Origin of the sequence: Clostridium pasteurianum, from assembly GCF_001705235.1 — a bacterium.
Lineage (GTDB): Bacteria > Bacillota > Clostridia > Clostridiales > Clostridiaceae > Clostridium_S > Clostridium_S pasteurianum_A.
Genome location: NZ_MCGV01000001.1, coordinates 1,743,233 through 1,758,885 on the forward strand (window position 1 = coordinate 1,743,233; position 15,653 = coordinate 1,758,885).

General features: G+C 29.7%; 14 protein-coding genes. 2 read left to right on the top strand and 12 right to left on the bottom strand.

The features are described from left to right. Positions 1–103: 103 nt before the first annotated feature. Positions 104–1,120 (bottom strand): PocR ligand-binding domain-containing protein, encoded by a 1,017-nt coding sequence (locus BEE63_RS07595; RefSeq protein ID WP_066020816.1) that lies wholly within the window; start codon positions 1,118–1,120, stop codon positions 104–106. A 383-nt stretch (positions 1,121–1,503) separates the two neighbouring features. Here BEE63_RS07595 and BEE63_RS07600 point away from each other — a divergent pair, with 383 nt between their 5' ends. Further along, positions 1,504–2,379: a YitT family protein gene (locus tag BEE63_RS07600; protein WP_066020817.1), complete on the top strand. Its 876-nt coding sequence runs from the start codon at positions 1,504–1,506 to the stop codon at positions 2,377–2,379. Positions 2,380–3,114: 735 nt separating this feature from the next. Here BEE63_RS07600 and BEE63_RS07605 read toward each other — a convergent pair. The 3 genes from BEE63_RS07605 to BEE63_RS07615 form a co-directional block, all read right to left on the bottom strand. Continuing rightward, positions 3,115–3,387 carry a hypothetical protein gene (locus tag BEE63_RS07605; RefSeq protein ID WP_066020818.1) on the bottom strand — a complete coding sequence of 91 codons (273 nt, stop codon included), beginning with the start codon at positions 3,385–3,387 and terminating at the stop codon, positions 3,115–3,117. Further along, positions 3,371–3,871, bottom strand: a complete 501-nt coding sequence (locus tag BEE63_RS07610; RefSeq protein ID WP_066020819.1) for an HD domain-containing protein — start codon at positions 3,869–3,871, stop codon at positions 3,371–3,373. Before BEE63_RS07610 ends, BEE63_RS07605 begins: the two co-directional genes overlap by 17 nt. Before the next feature lie 530 nt (positions 3,872–4,401). Next, positions 4,402–5,271 carry an AraC family transcriptional regulator gene (locus BEE63_RS07615; RefSeq protein ID WP_066020820.1) on the bottom strand — a complete coding sequence of 290 codons (870 nt, stop codon included), beginning with the start codon at positions 5,269–5,271 and terminating at the stop codon, positions 4,402–4,404. A gap of 298 nt (positions 5,272–5,569) precedes the next feature. On the opposite strand from BEE63_RS07615, the gene BEE63_RS07620 reads away from it, so the two are divergent. Continuing rightward, a complete protein-coding gene (locus tag BEE63_RS07620) occupies positions 5,570–6,115 on the top strand; it encodes an ECF transporter S component (protein ID WP_066020821.1) in 546 nt (181 codons plus the stop codon). Between the two features lie 453 nt (positions 6,116–6,568). On the opposite strand, the gene BEE63_RS07625 is transcribed toward BEE63_RS07620, so the two are convergent. The 8 genes from BEE63_RS07625 to BEE63_RS07660 all read right to left on the bottom strand — a co-directional run bounded on the left by BEE63_RS07625 (position 6,569) and on the right by BEE63_RS07660 (position 15,590). Further along, positions 6,569–7,399: a CPBP family intramembrane glutamic endopeptidase gene (locus tag BEE63_RS07625; RefSeq protein ID WP_066020822.1), complete on the bottom strand. Its 831-nt coding sequence runs from the start codon at positions 7,397–7,399 to the stop codon at positions 6,569–6,571. Positions 7,400–7,496: 97 nt separating this feature from the next. Further along, complete coding sequence (locus tag BEE63_RS07630) at positions 7,497–8,963, bottom strand: glycoside hydrolase family 32 protein (protein ID WP_066020823.1); 1,467 nt, start codon at positions 8,961–8,963, stop codon at positions 7,497–7,499. A 153-nt stretch (positions 8,964–9,116) separates the two neighbouring features. Further along, the gene (locus tag BEE63_RS07635; RefSeq protein ID WP_066020824.1) at positions 9,117–10,994 is read right to left on the bottom strand and encodes a sucrose-specific PTS transporter subunit IIBC; all 1,878 of its coding nucleotides are present in this window, start codon (positions 10,992–10,994) and stop codon (positions 9,117–9,119) included. Between the two features lie 124 nt (positions 10,995–11,118). Continuing rightward, positions 11,119–11,967, bottom strand: coding sequence for a BglG family transcription antiterminator LicT (gene licT, locus BEE63_RS07640; protein WP_066020825.1), 849 nt, complete (start codon positions 11,965–11,967; stop codon positions 11,119–11,121). 253 nt (positions 11,968–12,220) lie between these two features. After that, positions 12,221–13,129, bottom strand: coding sequence for a sensor histidine kinase (locus BEE63_RS07645; RefSeq protein WP_242874731.1), 909 nt, complete (start codon positions 13,127–13,129; stop codon positions 12,221–12,223). 6 nt (positions 13,130–13,135) lie between these two features. Continuing rightward, positions 13,136–13,903, bottom strand: coding sequence for an ABC transporter permease (locus tag BEE63_RS07650; RefSeq protein ID WP_066020826.1), 768 nt, complete (start codon positions 13,901–13,903; stop codon positions 13,136–13,138). Between the two features lie 18 nt (positions 13,904–13,921). Continuing rightward, entirely contained in the window at positions 13,922–14,674 is a 753-nt protein-coding gene (locus BEE63_RS07655) for an ABC transporter permease (RefSeq protein WP_066020827.1), read from the bottom strand. Continuing rightward, a complete protein-coding gene (locus BEE63_RS07660; RefSeq protein ID WP_066020828.1) occupies positions 14,667–15,590 on the bottom strand; it encodes an ATP-binding cassette domain-containing protein in 924 nt (307 codons plus the stop codon). The genes BEE63_RS07655 and BEE63_RS07660 overlap by 8 nt, the downstream gene beginning before the upstream one ends. Between the last annotated feature and the right edge of the window lie 63 nt (positions 15,591–15,653).

Consider the following 15,653-nt stretch of genomic DNA (forward strand, 5'->3'; position numbering starts at 1 on the left):
ATGCAGGTCTTTTAATATTTATTTGAAATTCAATACTTTAATATCATAAACTCCAAAATGGCTACTGCATTAAATTAAATGCGGTAGCCATTTTATTTATAATTTATAATGCTAAATTTCTTAATTCATCAGCCATACTTGTAACTTCTTCAATACTTGCATTCGTTTCTTCTATAGCAGCTGCCTGCTGTGATGTAGTATTCACTGTTGCACCTGAAACTTCTAAAGTTTTGTCTACAGATTTTACTATCTCCCCAGTAAGTTTATCCGCCTTAACTGCTGTTTCCTTTGAACTCTCTGAAAGCTTTCTCATTTCAGCTGCAACTACTCCGAAACCCTTCCCAAGATCTCCTGCACGTGCAGCCTCTATTGCAGCATTTAAGCCTAACATTTTACTTTGATCTGCTATACTTTTGATTTCTGCTAAAATACTATTTATTTCATTTGCAACATCTTTTACATTCAAAATTTCCTTATTAAGTGTCTCTTGATTTTGCGTTACATCCATGGAAGAAGCTGCTAACTCCTCCATTGCTGCAGAAATTTGACTAAAATTATCAACAAACGTACCCGTTGCAGTACCTAATTTTAATTTTTGGTATCCTACTAGTCCTAATGTATTGGTTACATTAAATAATACTTCTGCTGCTGCTGTAACTCTTCTTTCTTCTATAATGGTTATCTTTTCCAATTCATTTGAATATTTGCTTTCATCCTCACCTAAATTATTCAAAATCTGCAATGTCTTTTCTTTGTCCTTTTTTGAATTTACAAGTTGTCCACCTAAAACAGTTCCAATATGCTGTCCACCAATTATTATAGGCGCAGCAAAATCAATTAATCCTGATTTACAAGTATATATATATGGTTTTCCCGTCCTTACTGCTTCCTCCCCACCCATTCTATGTGAAGATGCACATCTATTTTTTCCTTCAGTTGTACTTTGAATCATATTACAAAATCCCATATAATTGCTAGGTCTAGTGACTGGCTTACCATCATTATCTACAGTTACTGCCGCAATCCCCATACTCTCTGAAAAATTATCTTGAAAACTTTGTAAGAAATCAATGTCAATTACATCTTTAATGAGTACATTTTGAAACTCACCTGACGCCATAATCAATCTACCCCTTTTCTCATATCTTTTATTGTATATAAACCATCTTGATTATAGCATATAAGCCTACCTCCAGTCTATATTATAATTCTACTATTAATGACAATATTATGGTATAAAGAACATCAATTTTTCTTGACTTTAATACAATTAATTGCTAAAATAAAAATGTAAGTTAAGTCGAATTTTGTTGATAACAAATTAACTTTTAATTTATTATCACAATAATAACCCTACTCCCCTGTGTCACATGATTGTTCATGTGGCATTTTTTTGTTCTTTTACTCTTTTAGAATTTTATTCCTAATTTTTTCACATACTATAATATATAAATATTATTTTAAATACATAGTCCTTATGAATAATATAATGAGGTGAATAGAATGTCTGAAGATACTAAAATAAAAATCACAAAGCAAACCACTTTAAACGTACTTTATACAATACTCGGCTGTTTCCTTTCTTCTATTGGTCTAAATCTTTTTCTTGTTCATGCGCACCTTTTAAGTCCTGGTGTATCTGGTATAGCACTTATACTTCAATATTTATTTAAAATACCTGCTGGTATATCATATTTACTAATGAATCTACCACTCTTTCTTTTAAGCTATAAAGTAATGGGAAAAAGATTTACTATAATGACTGTTCTTGGAACCCTTACATTCTCCATTGCTTTTAATTTAACCGCACCATTCAAAAATTTATTAAGTATAAATGATCCTATTCTTTTATGTGTATATGGCGGAGTTTTAAATGGACTTGGTACTGGTATAGTTTTAAGCAACTATGGTTCCATGGGAGGTCTTGATATTGTTGCCGCAGCAATTAAAAAGAAACATGAGAATTTTGAATTTGGAACAAGTTCCTTTGTAATAAACATAGTCATTATTACTTTTGGAGCAATTTTCTTCGGAATTTCAAGTGCCTTATATACCCTTTTTTCTATTTACATAGCTTATTTTATAACAGATAAGGTTTTGATTGGTTTTAACAAGCAAAAACTCGTTATGATAATAACAAATAAAGAAGAAGAGCTAAGCGTTAATATAATGAAACACGTAAATAGAGGAGTGACATTTCTATATGGTGAAGGTGCTTACACTAAAATAGATAAAAAAGTTTTATACTGTGTTGTTACAACTCAACAGCTCCCACTGCTAAAAAGAATAGTAAGAAATACAGATGAATCTTCATTCATGTCTATACTTGATATTTCTGAGGTTCATGGTAATGGCTTTAAAGGAAATGTCTTTAGCTAAAATTGAGTAGCAGTACTGAGGGAACATTAAAAAAATGCTATAAATCTAAGGTAAAAAAATCGTGAAATACTAAGAGTTTTGAATAACTCACTAACGTTCAAACAAATTCAAAACTCTAAGTATTTTACGATTTTTTTACCAAGATTTATTAGCATTTTTTTAAATAGTTCCCTCAGCACTGTTACCCAATTTAAAGGGTAAATCAAGGAAAAAATTCCTCCGTTCCTACGGAATTTTAGAATGCCACAGAATCACAAGTGTATCAATGCCAATATTTTAGACACAAAAGGTATAACTTTTTATGCCATTATTTTTGATAGCTCTCCACCTTTCCAAAAAAGTTGTATATCCAATACTTCCATGTAATCTTCTATTATCACCAAGCTTCTATGTATTCCAATATTGTGAAACGTGCAGTTTTATAATCAAAATAATGTCTAAACTACTATTGCCCACTTTGAACATGCCTGCAATATATTATAGTTATGGTTGTCAAACCCGTTCCTGTTTTATATTGAATTTTTCCTTTTTTCTACTATAGATATAAGCTTTCAGGAACCACATGTAAAATCTATGATATTCTAAATATAAAAATATCTCATCGAATTTCATCAACACGGCTATAATTAAAAACAAAAAATACCTGCTACCATTTAATATTTATTATTTAAGTTAGAAGGTTTTGTTTCTGCCCATTTAAGAAAATCTTTTGTCCTCTTTTTCCACAATGCTTCTTCATTTTCTAATACATATTACTACTTCTCGATTATATTCATCTAGTGTATGCTTAAACACTGCTTTCCCTTTAATCCAATCAGTTTCTATATCCCTTTTAAATACAGATTTTCTATATCTTAATGTATCCAATGAATTTTGTAATAATTCCCTTATGCAAATTGATGAAGATTCATATAAACTATCAGTCATTAATAGTTTTACAATTTCATCTCTAGATAACGAAAACCCTAAATCATGTGCTCGTGCTAATTCACTATCTATCCAATCCATAAATTGCAATGGAACTCTTTGATAAATGGGATGAATGCATTTCATGTCGTATCGTATAAGTTCTGGAATAATTTGAGCATATATATTTTTTTGATTCTTCACCATGATTTATCCTAATATAATCTGTTAACAATGCACTTCGTAATTCATTATATAATTGCATACATCTTTCTCTTGCATCATCACTAACATTTAAGTCACTAATTCTTTGTTTTATATCTGAAAAATTATGATGATTTAATATCCAATTTTCCTTAAACAATTTAAAGTTATCATCATGCTTTAATTCTTTCATCTTCTCTTCATCAAGTACCATTCCTTGATCATGAAAAAAAGCTGATAATATTAACAATGAAATTTCAGCTGGATTAAGTTCATTTATAACATCCTCTGATACTAAGTAAGTCATAATCTCTGTAACATTAAGTAAATGTACTTCGTCATGAAGAGTATATTGTGTATGTAATTGTCTAAAGCCTTTCATTCTCTTCACTGCATCATCACAAATTTGCTCTATTATTTGCTAACTTTTCTGCCTCAACGCCTTCTGCTCCTGTAAACCCATTTTTCAATTTCTTCCATAAGGTAGTATCTCTTATAGTATTTAATTGTAAAAACATACTAATTTTCACCTTCTACATAACAGTTAATTTATCTATGTATACATAGTACCATATTTTACAATTTGTAATATAATAAAATAGATTTATACAAAAGCCTTAAACTTATTTTATATTTACACAAATTAAGTTTTGATCTAAAAAAATAGAATTCCATCATTTAGAATCCCATTTTTTAATATTTGTAATTTTTTAGTTTATAACACATTAACTTTTCATATACTTAATTTTATTGAAACTCTTCTAATTTATCTTCAATAGGTTTTTCGTTATTAAAAGCTTAACTCTATATAAGCTTTTAATTGAGATTTTCCACAGCGTCAGCGGAAGAAAATCTTCCTTGCCTTTACTCTCTGTGAAGTAACAGTATTTTAAGAACTGTTTCAAAATACTGTTACTTCACACCTTTTTCAATTACAGGTATCCAAATTTCACTTTTATAATCATCTGCACTCATGTCACCTGATAAATAAATTTCAAATTCAGGACCGTCTGCATGCTCATATTTAGTAGCAGGAAACCATTCGGAAAAAATTCTTCTATAAAGTTTATGCATGGCATCTGGCATTGGTCCAACACATTCAAAAACTGCAAAAGATAACTCTGGTATTTCTATAACACTATAATTGTCAATACCTTTAAGCTTATCCCCTTCCACTGCTATGCCATAGTCAAAATCTTGTGTCTCATCATTAAAATTTAATGAAACTCCCATAACACCAAGACTACCCCGATTTTTCTGTATGATATCATACTGACCATTTTTGCAGATTTCATTCCAAAACTTAGGTATCTTTTTAAAACTTTCCTCATTTTTACTGTTAAAATGCCTCAATATCCCTGAAATTTTAAAACTTTTTCTGGCTTCGATTTTATAATTCATTTTTTCTTCTCCCTTTACAGTTATTTGAAAGGACAACGGTGGGATAGCCTTAAGAACTTTTCTATTTTTTCTAGCGTCAGACGGGGAAATTCCATGTAACCTTTTAAATGCTTTTGTAAATGCTTCTGGTGTCTCATATCCATACTTATACGCTATATCTATTATTTTGAGCTTACTAGAAATCACATCTCTAGCTGAAAGTGACAATCTTCTTTCACGTATATAATCGCTAGCAGTTATACCCGTTAAAATTTTAAATGTTCTAAGGAAATGAAATTTTGACATATGAGCTACCTTTGCTATATCACTAGAATCAATATCCTTTTCAATATTATCTTCGATATAAAAAAGTGCATTATTCATATCACCTATCCAGTTCATTTACCATCTTCCTTTCAAGATAATTATAGAAGCCAAACCATTATTAATCCTGTCTTATATTGCTTTATACTGATAGGCTAGCTATTCATATAATAAATTATTACATAGTCTAGCAACAAATTCTAGAGAACATATACTTCTCCAAAATTAAAATACATTTATCATCAAATCAATTTAAGTTATATTTGTAAACACATTATAGTATTATATATTTGAAAATGTTTGATTAACTGTTATAATTGTTAGTGGACTTAATCAATGATATTGATTCTCAAATAATACCATAGGAGGTTTAATAATGAAACAAAACACTAAAAATTTAGTACGAGCTGCCTTACTGCTCGCAATCGCAATTGTATTTCAATTTATAGGTAAGAGTTTTCCGGATAGCCAAGTTTTTGTTGGTCCAGCTGTAAATGCTATTTTAATTTTAGCCGCTTTTATCGCAGGTACTGGATACGGAATAATGGTTGGTGTATTTACTCCCCTACTGGCTTTTGTACTTGGTCAGCTTAATCCAATACTTGGACCATTTATACCTTTTATAATGATTGGAAATGCTTTATATGTACTTTGCTTTGGCTTACTTAAGAATAAAAATATAATATTCAGTTATATAGGTATTATAATTGCTTCTATTGTAAAATTCTTATTCTTAGATTTATCGGCTACAAAAGTAGTTAAAATGCTACACATAGGACCCTCAGGTCAAAAAGGACAAATGTTCAATAAAATTCTCCTAAAATCTATGACTACGCCTCAACTTATAACAGCCTTAATAGGTGGAATTATCGCTGTTATTATAATAACTATATTAAGAAAAAACAAATCCCTAGATGCTTAGGAACAGTATTTTGAAACATTAAATAAAGCTCATAAGACTAAGCCCCAAATAATGAAAATACTAAGATATTTTAATAACTCGCCTATCGGCTCAAACAAATTAAAATATCTAAGTCTTTTCATTATTTATGGCAAAGTCTTATTGAGTTTTATTTAAACAGTTTCCCAATACTGTTCCTTCGCATAGAGAGTAAAAGCAAGGTTGTGAAGTAACAATGCTTCATCACATTAAAAAAATCCTATAAATCTAAGATAAAAAAGTCGTAAAATCCTAAGATACTTCAATAACTCACTAACGTTCAGGCAAATTGAAATATCTAAGTATTTTACGATTTTTTCATCAAGATTTATTAGAATTTTTTTAAATCGTTCCTTCAGCATTGTTACTTCGCTTAAAATAAAAGCAAGGAAGATTTTCTTCCCCTAACGCTACCGAAAATCTAAATTACAAAATTCAGTAGGCACAAAAATTTTTCCCTTGTTTTACTCCAAGCACAATCAAAATGCATACTAAAAGAACAAGAGTTACTACAAGACCACCTTCTGGACCCACTAACCCTCCATTAATAATATTATTTTTAATAAATTTTACACTGTACATTCCTTTGACAACTATGCCGCTATCAGGTAGTCCCCATATGTTTCCCTCAAAGTAGTCCCACATAGCATGAAAACCTATGGAAAACCATATACTAAACTTCAATGCCATATATGAAAAAAGGATTCCAACTAAAACTACGTTTACAAAAAATAACGGTGCTACATTAGGATTTAGTGAATGAACAACCGAAAATAATACGGATGATATAATTATGGCCTTTAAATTCCCATTTCTTTCACTTATGCTTTTAAGACAGTACCCTCTAAAAAATGTCTCTTCTGCAAATCCAACCATAATAAAAAGTACTAAATCACTTAATAACTTAGCATTTAAATTTGGTTTAAGTATATTCCCCAAAATTGAAACATTACCCACCGCTAAAAGCATAATAAAAACAATACTCATGGAAATTGCTCCTAAAATTAATCCAATTATAAAATGCCTAAGCGATTCTTTTCCACTTGTAAATCCCATCTTGTAAAGTGGCTTCTTTTCTCCAAACTTCCATATTAAAATCGGAACTAAAATAAACAAGACTTCCTGAACATACAAACTACTAGTACGATTGAAAGCTACTATCTGATATAGAATACTTAGTACAATAATAATTGCAAAACAAATAGCAACTTTATATCCACTTTTAAGTTTCGAATATCTTTGCCACAATGGCTCTTTAGAAGTCATTTGCTACACCTCCATACATAATTATAGCATTAATGTAAAAATTCGTGAGAAGTAATATGCTTCTCACGAATTTCCGATCTTTTATAATTGTATTCATTTAAATTTTCCAAAATTCCATATTTAATTTTACTTCTCCACTTTTAGCAAAGAAAATTATATCTTCACTTCCCTCATGTGGATAAATTCTTGAAGTGAAAGTTTCTTCTCCTTCATTTACAAATATCTCAACAGATGATTTATCCATAAATATATGAAGCCTTAATTTCCCATTATCTTCAATGCAACATTTTCTAACACCTGTTTCATGAAAGCCATCCTTACTTCTATCCAAAATGAGTTTTTCTTCTATAACATTATAATAAATCAAAGTATCTTCTTGTCTATTCTTGCTGCATCTTAACTTCACTCCAAAACTTTGAACATCCCCATAAGAAAAATCACACAGGAGTTCATAGCTGTCTCCTTTTACATTTTCAAACTGTTCTTGAGCATTATTTAAAACTATATCATCAAAGCTTATTTTCTCTTTTCTTAAAAGTTTCATCTCTTCTACAGGACTTTGAATTATCTTGTCACCTTTAAGCTTAAGTTCTCTAGCAATAGTTAAGCAGTGAAGCCAACGGTTTTTAATAGTCGGGCTGTTTTCTTCATCAGGAAGGCCCATCCATCCAACCATAAGTATTCTACCTTTGCTATCTTTAGTTACTTGAGGTGCATAAAATTCAAATCCCCTATCAATTTCATTAAAACTCCCATAACTTAATTTACCTGTATTATAATCTAAATTTCCCACTAAATATCCACACTGATATATGTTATTATAAAGATTCCCTTTAGCTTCAACACCTTGTGGGCAAAATAAAAGTATATCTTTATTCCCTATACTAAATAAATTTGGACATTCCCACATATATCCTAAAAAACTCAAATCGTTCAAATTAGAGCCTGCTACCTCTCCAATTTTATCCCACGAATACAAATCCTTAGATTTGTATATTATTGCAGTCCCCTTCTCTGATTCCGTTTGAGCTCCAAGTACCATATACCACAAATCGTCATGCTTCCATAATTTCGGATCTCTAAAATGCCTCGTATATCCCTTTGGCTGATTATTTATAATTGGATTTTTTTCATCTTTGACAAAATTCATGCCATCTACTGTCTTAGCCAAGCATTGATATGTTTCTCTATTTCCATCTGAATCCTTTACATTTCCCGTATACATTAAAGTAAATGTTCCATTATTATTTACAGCACTTCCAGAATAACAACCATGACTATCATACCAATCAATAGGCGCCAAGGCAGCGGGCAGCTTCTTCCAGTTTACTAAGTCTTTACTTTTAACATGCCCCCAGCATACTTTTTTAGGCTCAGGATAAACTGGATTATACTGATAAAACAAATGATACTCATTATTAAACTCAATAAACCCATTGGGATCATTCATAAAGCCAACTGGCGGCATCAGGTGATAATTTTGTCTGTAATAATCATCCTGCACTTCTTTTTCATATTTACTTTCAGTTTTTTTAACTAAATCTAAAAACTCCTTATTATTCATACAATCACCAACTAAACTTTTTATATTTATATATGTTTATTGTCTTCAATATTTGATCTTACTACACTTTATATTATCATAATTTATTTTAATATAATATAAGACTGCTCAAAGTTTCTTAAATTACAAGAACCTTTGAGCAGCATAGTAATATTAAAGTCCTACTTTCACTAAATCCTCACCATTTTTAACTTCTCCGGTCTTTTCTGTCTCTACAAAACTCATGTCATCTGAATTAGTAACTATAACCATAGTAATTGGAGATACCGCTTTTTCCCTTACGAGTTCAAGATTAAATTCAACTAACTTTTGTCCTTTTTTAACTACATCACCATCTTCTACAAAACCCTCAAAACCTTCTCCGTTCATTTTAACTGTATCTATTCCTATGTGAACCAAAATTTCCAGTCCACTCTCTGTTTTTATTGCAATAGCATGTTTAGTTTCAAATAAGTGCACTACAGTTCCATCTACTGGTGAAACAACTACTCCATCCTTTGGATCAACTGCAGCTCCATTTCCAAGAAGTTTGTCTGCAAAAGTTTGATCTGGAACATCTTCTAAAGGAATAACTTTACCATTAACTGGTGCTGCTAGTATTTCAGTTTCATTTGAAAGCTTATAACTTTTCTCATCAGTTTCATCTTCAGAAGTTTCATCTTCACCATTTTTCTTTATCCCAAGTAAAAAAGTTGTTCCAAAAGCTACTCCAAAAGCTATTATCATTCCTATTATATAATTAATCATAAAACCTGCTCTTACAATTGCTAAACCAGGTATTCCTGAAACTCCAATACCATTCATAGCTACTTTCATAAATACAACATATGCTCCTCCAAAAGCTCCTCCAATTGCACCAGCTATAAATGGTTTTGTATACTTTAAGTTAACACCAAAAATTGCTGGTTCAGTTATTCCAAGAAGACATGACAATGATGCTGTAGGTGCTATTGATTTAACTTTCTTGTCTCTTGTAATAAAATAAACTGCTATTGCTGCTCCACCTTGTGCTACATTTGACATAGACCATATTGGTAAAAGAAAGTTTTTGTGTATTGCTGGATTAGCTAAAAGTCCTGCTTCAACAGCCTGAAAACTGTGGTGTATTCCTGTAATAACTATAAATGGATAAAGTCCTCCAAATACAAATCCTGCTACTGGACCTGCTGCATTGTATAGTGCTTGTAATCCAAAAGATAGTTCATCTCCTAAGAACCTTCCAACTGGTCCTATTATCATCATTGCAAAAAAGCCACTTATCATTAATGTAAGAAACGGAGTTAATAATATATCTAACGCATTTGGAACTATTTTTCTAAGATTTCTTTCTACATGCCCCATAAACCATACCGAAATTAGTATAGGAAGAACTGTTCCTTGATATCCAACCATTCCAAGATGTAATCCAAAAATTGAAATTGTCTTTGTTGCAGTTTCACCTAATGTCCATGCATTTTGAAGATCAGGATGAATCATTATTGCACCTAAAGCTGCTGCTAGAAATGGATTAGTATCAAATTCTCTTGCTGCACTGAACGCGATTATCATTGGTAAAAATTGAAATGCAGCATTTGAGAACATATTTAACATTATATAAATACCACTTTTATCATTTACTAAATGGAAATTTTGTAAAAGTCCTAAAACACCCATTAAAAGTCCACTTGCAACTATGGCTGGTATTATCGGTACAAATATATTTGAAAGCATTCGTGCAAATCTTTCGAATATATTCATTTTTGACATAGCTACTTTTTTATTATCACTTAAACTTGCTTCCTTTATATTTGTTCCTTCAATAAAAGCTGCATATACTTTATTAACTTTTCCTTGACCTATTATTATTTGGAGTTGCCCTGAATTTTTAAATGTCCCCTTAACATCGTCAATTTTTTCTATAGCTTTAATATTTGCTTTTTTATCATCATTTAAAACCAATCTAAGTCTAGTTGCACAGTGTGATGCACTTTTAATATTCTTTTCTCCTCCAAGTAAACTTAATATCTCTTTTGCCACTTTACTATAATCCATGGTTTTTTCCTCCTATTATTTTATATAAAAAATAAAAACCTAAACTGAATTATATGTACCATAAAAGTACAAATTCAATTTAGGTTTTGCCTGATGCACAGTAACAATCCCTCGCATATTAAATTTATCTATGTTTTAAGCTTGATAGTATTCTTTGAATGTGAAGGGTTAAATAAACCATCTCTCCATCATTCACATCATAATCATAATTTTTTTCTATATAAGTTTTAATCTTAATTACACATTTATAAGCTTCCTTATAATTTTGCTTTACAACTTTTAAAAAGTGCTCATCACCATCATCATACACATTCTTTTTAGATACAACTCTTTGTGCAAAAAACTTAAGGTGAGTAAGCAGTCTATCATAAGATATATCATCCTCGTTGAATTCTATTGAAAAGAAATACTTTATAATGTTTAAAATCCTTTCGACTATTTCTGTTATACTCATAGTATTGTTCATAGTTTCTTTAAGAGATGCATCAACAAGATGCATTGCAATAAAACCCGCTTCGTCAATATTAAACTTTATTCCGAGCTCCATTTTAATATATTCAAGAGCCCATAATCCAACATTATATTCATTTTTATAAATTCTTTGTATATCCCAAAGCATATTATTTTTAATTTCAATCTTGAGCTTATGCCTTTTAATAGCAAAAGCCAGATGATCAGTTAATGCTATATATATATGTTCATCAAACTTAGTCTCTAGTTTTCTAGCCGCATAACTTATTATTGCTTCTGAAACTTTTACATATTCCATTGGGATATCGTGAATAAGCTCTTGAAACTTCAAATTTTCACTTTCATTTTCAATTACAAATACCTTATCTATCTTATCTTTATTAACTACATCACCAACCTTTTTCTGAAAAGCAACACCTCTTCCCATAATGACTTTTTCAAGATTCGTAACTTCGTCTATAGTTGTAATTACATTATTATTTAGTATCTTTTTTATAACCATTTCTATCACTCCACAAGATATATATAACTTAAATTGTAACATATATGAAGTAAAAAAAATAAAAACCCAAATTAAAATAAACTAAAATAATTTACTTTAATTTGGGTTTTGCCTGCTTACCAGTTACAATCCCGATTATTCATATCATAAATTTATGATAACATTTTCATTGTTTATTGTCAATACTTTGCGCAAATTTTTTAATAAAAAATAATGCCTCTAAAGACATAATGAACTAGAGATTAACCCGCACTTATAATTTCCACTTTATTATTATATTTAATTTACCATTCTTAAGCTCAGCAAAAATAGAATGCCCCATTTGTTCAACTAACTCCTTTGCTATTGTAAGTCCAAGTCCTGTATTATTTCCATTTCTTGTTCTATCAGCCATAAAAAATCTATCAAATAAATGAACTGCATCCTCCCTTGTAAGCTCAGGTGCTGCATTTTTAAATTCCGTAATTACAAACTTATTTTCACTCTTCAAACTAATTTCAAAATTTCCCTTGCCATGTCTTATTGCATTTAAAATCAAATTTGAAAATACACGGCGTGCAGCATTTTCATCACCAATTACACTAGGAGCATTTTCATCTACTTTCATTACAGGTTCTATTCCTGCATTTAAAAAATCATTATAAAATGAAGCTGCCGTTTCGCATAAAATATCATATAAATTAATAGGCTTAAGCTCAAACTTCTGCTCCTTTGACTCAAGCCTTGATAAATCATAAAAGCTGGATATTAAACTCTGAAGATTTAGTGATCTATTTCTAACTATTTTAATATATTCTTTTCTCTCATCATAAGGTAAAGTTTCATCCTCAATAAGCTGGATATATCCTATTATTGAGGTAAGAGGAGTTCTTAAGTCATGAGATATATTTGCAATTGCCTTTTTCATTTCTAAATTACTCTTTTTATACTTTGCCTCTGTACTTATTTTTCTTTCAATATTCCTATTAATTTCCAAAGTAAGATCACTTAATTTCTTAAATGGCACTGTTAGAAGTAATTTCGAATTAGTCTCAGTACTATTGATTTCCTTAAGTTTATATGTTAAATCACCAATACCTTTAACTAATAATATATCTACAATAAAAAATATTATTAGTAAAACTACCAATATAATAATTATTAATATATCCAGCAAAATCACCTCATTTTATTTAATATCTTTTTTTGAGAAAAATACTAAAGTTAAAACAGAAAACAAAACAATATATATAACTGCTATTATCTCTGCCAGAATAGTATTATCATTAATGCCAATTTCCTTTTCCGAAATCATCATTAACATCAAAGTTACAGATGGAGGCATGATTAAATTTTCTATAAAAACATCTTGTAAAAAATCACATATAGTTAAAATTAATATTGGAAATCCTGCAAATACAGCAATATATAGATAAATAAAACCAGCTGCTTTATTCACAATGCTTACAAAAAACATTCCTGTAAGTATTGCCGAAATCCAAAGTGGAACCGCCGCACACCACCTAAAAATACACTTAAACACTATGCTCCAGGTAAAATGCTTTCCCGGTCCAAAAAATATTAATGAGCTTCCTAAAAGTGTAAACAATATAATAAACATAGATAAAAAAAACAGTGCTAAAATGACTATAAATTTACAAATAACTAATTTAACTCTGGTCATTCCAAATGCAATCGTATTTTTTAAAGTTTTATTTTTGTATTCGTCAGCACTAACCATATCTACTATAAAAAGAATGAGTACTAATGGAGCTATCATGCCAAAATCCTGTACACATGCTGCCATGAAATCTATAAGTCCAACACCCTTTTGTATCCCAACTCCAAGCATAAATATATTTAATCCAAGTAAAAATAAGGAAACTAATCCTGTTATCAGTATAAAATATTTTTTATGGAAATTTCTGTAAAATTCCGATTTTATATAATTAAGCATATTTATTCCCCCCAAATATTATTTAATATCCTTATTAGAAAAATACTTTATATTCATACTCAAAAATACTACTATATATATTAAACTTAAGGCATCTGCAATAACTAATTTAAATATCCCTGCATGCAAATTTCCAAAAGTCATAATTAAACTAGTTATAAAAAAACTATTAAATATAAAGATTCTTCTACCGAAGAACAATGAAAACAGCTTAATTATTATCGGTATGATTATAAACACGCTGCTATAAGCATAAAAAAACATATTAAAGTCATTTAATATACTATTTAAAAGTAAACCTAAAGCTATAATTGACATCCATGGTATAGAAACTAAGCATATTCTCAAAATAAAAATTGGAACAAATTCTGTAATTCCATTTCCCATATTGAAAATGAGAGCACCACTTCCATAAAAAGCAAATAAAATAACAATTTCAATTACAAATAATACTACAATGCTAATTATAAATTTGCAGATAATGAGTTTATCTTTTGGCATCCCAAAGGAAATCATATTTTTTAAAGTATTGTTTTTATATTCATCACAATTAACCATATCTATTATTATAAAAATTAATACTACAGGTAATAATAACGAAATTTTATCGATACCAAGTTTCATAAGATCAAATAGATATACACTGCTTTTTTCATCAACTTTTAGAAAAATATTAAAACCTACACAAGCAGCCATTAGTACGCCAATAAAAACATAAAAGCTCTTTTTATTAAAAATCCTATAAAGCTCTGCTTTTATATAATTAGTCATTTTTATCAGAACCAATCAAATTAATAAAATAATCTTCTAAATTGAATCCAATTTGATTCATAGAAAATAATTTCACACCACTTTTTATAAGCATTTCAGATATAACTTCCGGCTTATCATAATTTTGATATATCTTTATTTCACCATCATTTAATACTTCATATTCACTGCACTTAAACTCATTTTCTATTATGACAGAAGCCTTTGAAGTATCACTAACTTTAAGCAAAAGGCATTTTTTGCATTTTTTCTCCAAAGCCTTAGAGGATACCTGTTCTATAAACTTTCCTTTATCAATAAATCCATAAAAAGTTGCAAGATATGATAATTCACTTAATATATGACTTGAGATAATTATGGTTGTGTTCTTTTCCTTATTAAGTGTCATTAATACTTTTCTTATTTCAACAATTCCTTCCGGATCAAGCCCATTTATAGGTTCATCCAGTATTAAAAAATCAGGACTACCCATAATAGCCAGTGCCATGCCTAATCTCTGTTTCATACCCATGGAAAAATTCTTGAACTTTTTATCTTTTGCATTCTGAAGTCCAACAAGTTCAAGGGAAATATCTACTGCATTTTTCTCTGCTATACCCCTCTGAATCCTATAATATTCAAGATTTTTTCTAGCAGATAAATATGAAAAAAATCCCGGTGTCTCAATCATACTTCCAGTTCTGTGCCTAACTTCACTTAGTTTTTCATTAGAAGTCTCACCAAATAATTCAATTTCTCCTTCCGTACTATGTATAAGACCACTTATAATTTTTAAAAGAGTAGTTTTCCCTGCTCCATTTCTACCTACAAGTCCATAAATTTCACCTTTTTTTATTTGAAGTTCTGCATTTTTAAGAGCATATTCCTTACCGTACTTTTTGCTTAAATTTCTAGCCTTAAAAATCACCTCATCCATTTAATCATCCCCTTTTCTTGTATATTAAAATAAATAATACAAGAAAGCTTAAAGAAAGTCTTA

Bases quoted from the DNA above. Each gene is read 5' to 3' on its own strand.
- BEE63_RS07605 (WP_066020818.1), bottom strand. From the start codon at position 3,387: ATGGATTGGATAGATAGTGAATTAGCACGAGCACATGATTTAGGGTTT.
- BEE63_RS07610 (WP_066020819.1), bottom strand. From the start codon at position 3,871: ATGAAAGGCTTTAGACAATTACATACACAATATACTCTTCATGACGAA.
- licT (WP_066020825.1), bottom strand. From the start codon at position 11,967: ATGGTTATAAAAAAGATACTAAATAATAATGTAATTACAACTATAGAC.
- BEE63_RS07630 (WP_066020823.1), bottom strand. From the start codon at position 8,963: ATGAATAATAAGGAGTTTTTAGATTTAGTTAAAAAAACTGAAAGTAAA.
- BEE63_RS07600 (WP_066020817.1), top strand. From the start codon at position 1,504: ATGTCTGAAGATACTAAAATAAAAATCACAAAGCAAACCACTTTAAAC.
- BEE63_RS07620 (WP_066020821.1), top strand. From the start codon at position 5,570: ATGAAACAAAACACTAAAAATTTAGTACGAGCTGCCTTACTGCTCGCA.
- BEE63_RS07655 (WP_066020827.1), bottom strand. From the start codon at position 14,674: ATGACTAATTATATAAAAGCAGAGCTTTATAGGATTTTTAATAAAAAG.
- BEE63_RS07595 (WP_066020816.1), bottom strand. From the start codon at position 1,120: ATGGCGTCAGGTGAGTTTCAAAATGTACTCATTAAAGATGTAATTGAC.
- BEE63_RS07635 (WP_066020824.1), bottom strand. From the start codon at position 10,994: ATGGATTATAGTAAAGTGGCAAAAGAGATATTAAGTTTACTTGGAGGA.
- BEE63_RS07660 (WP_066020828.1), bottom strand. From the start codon at position 15,590: ATGGATGAGGTGATTTTTAAGGCTAGAAATTTAAGCAAAAAGTACGGT.
- BEE63_RS07625 (WP_066020822.1), bottom strand. From the start codon at position 7,399: ATGACTTCTAAAGAGCCATTGTGGCAAAGATATTCGAAACTTAAAAGT.
- BEE63_RS07650 (WP_066020826.1), bottom strand. From the start codon at position 13,903: ATGCTTAATTATATAAAATCGGAATTTTACAGAAATTTCCATAAAAAA.
- BEE63_RS07615 (WP_066020820.1), bottom strand. From the start codon at position 5,271: ATGAACTGGATAGGTGATATGAATAATGCACTTTTTTATATCGAAGAT.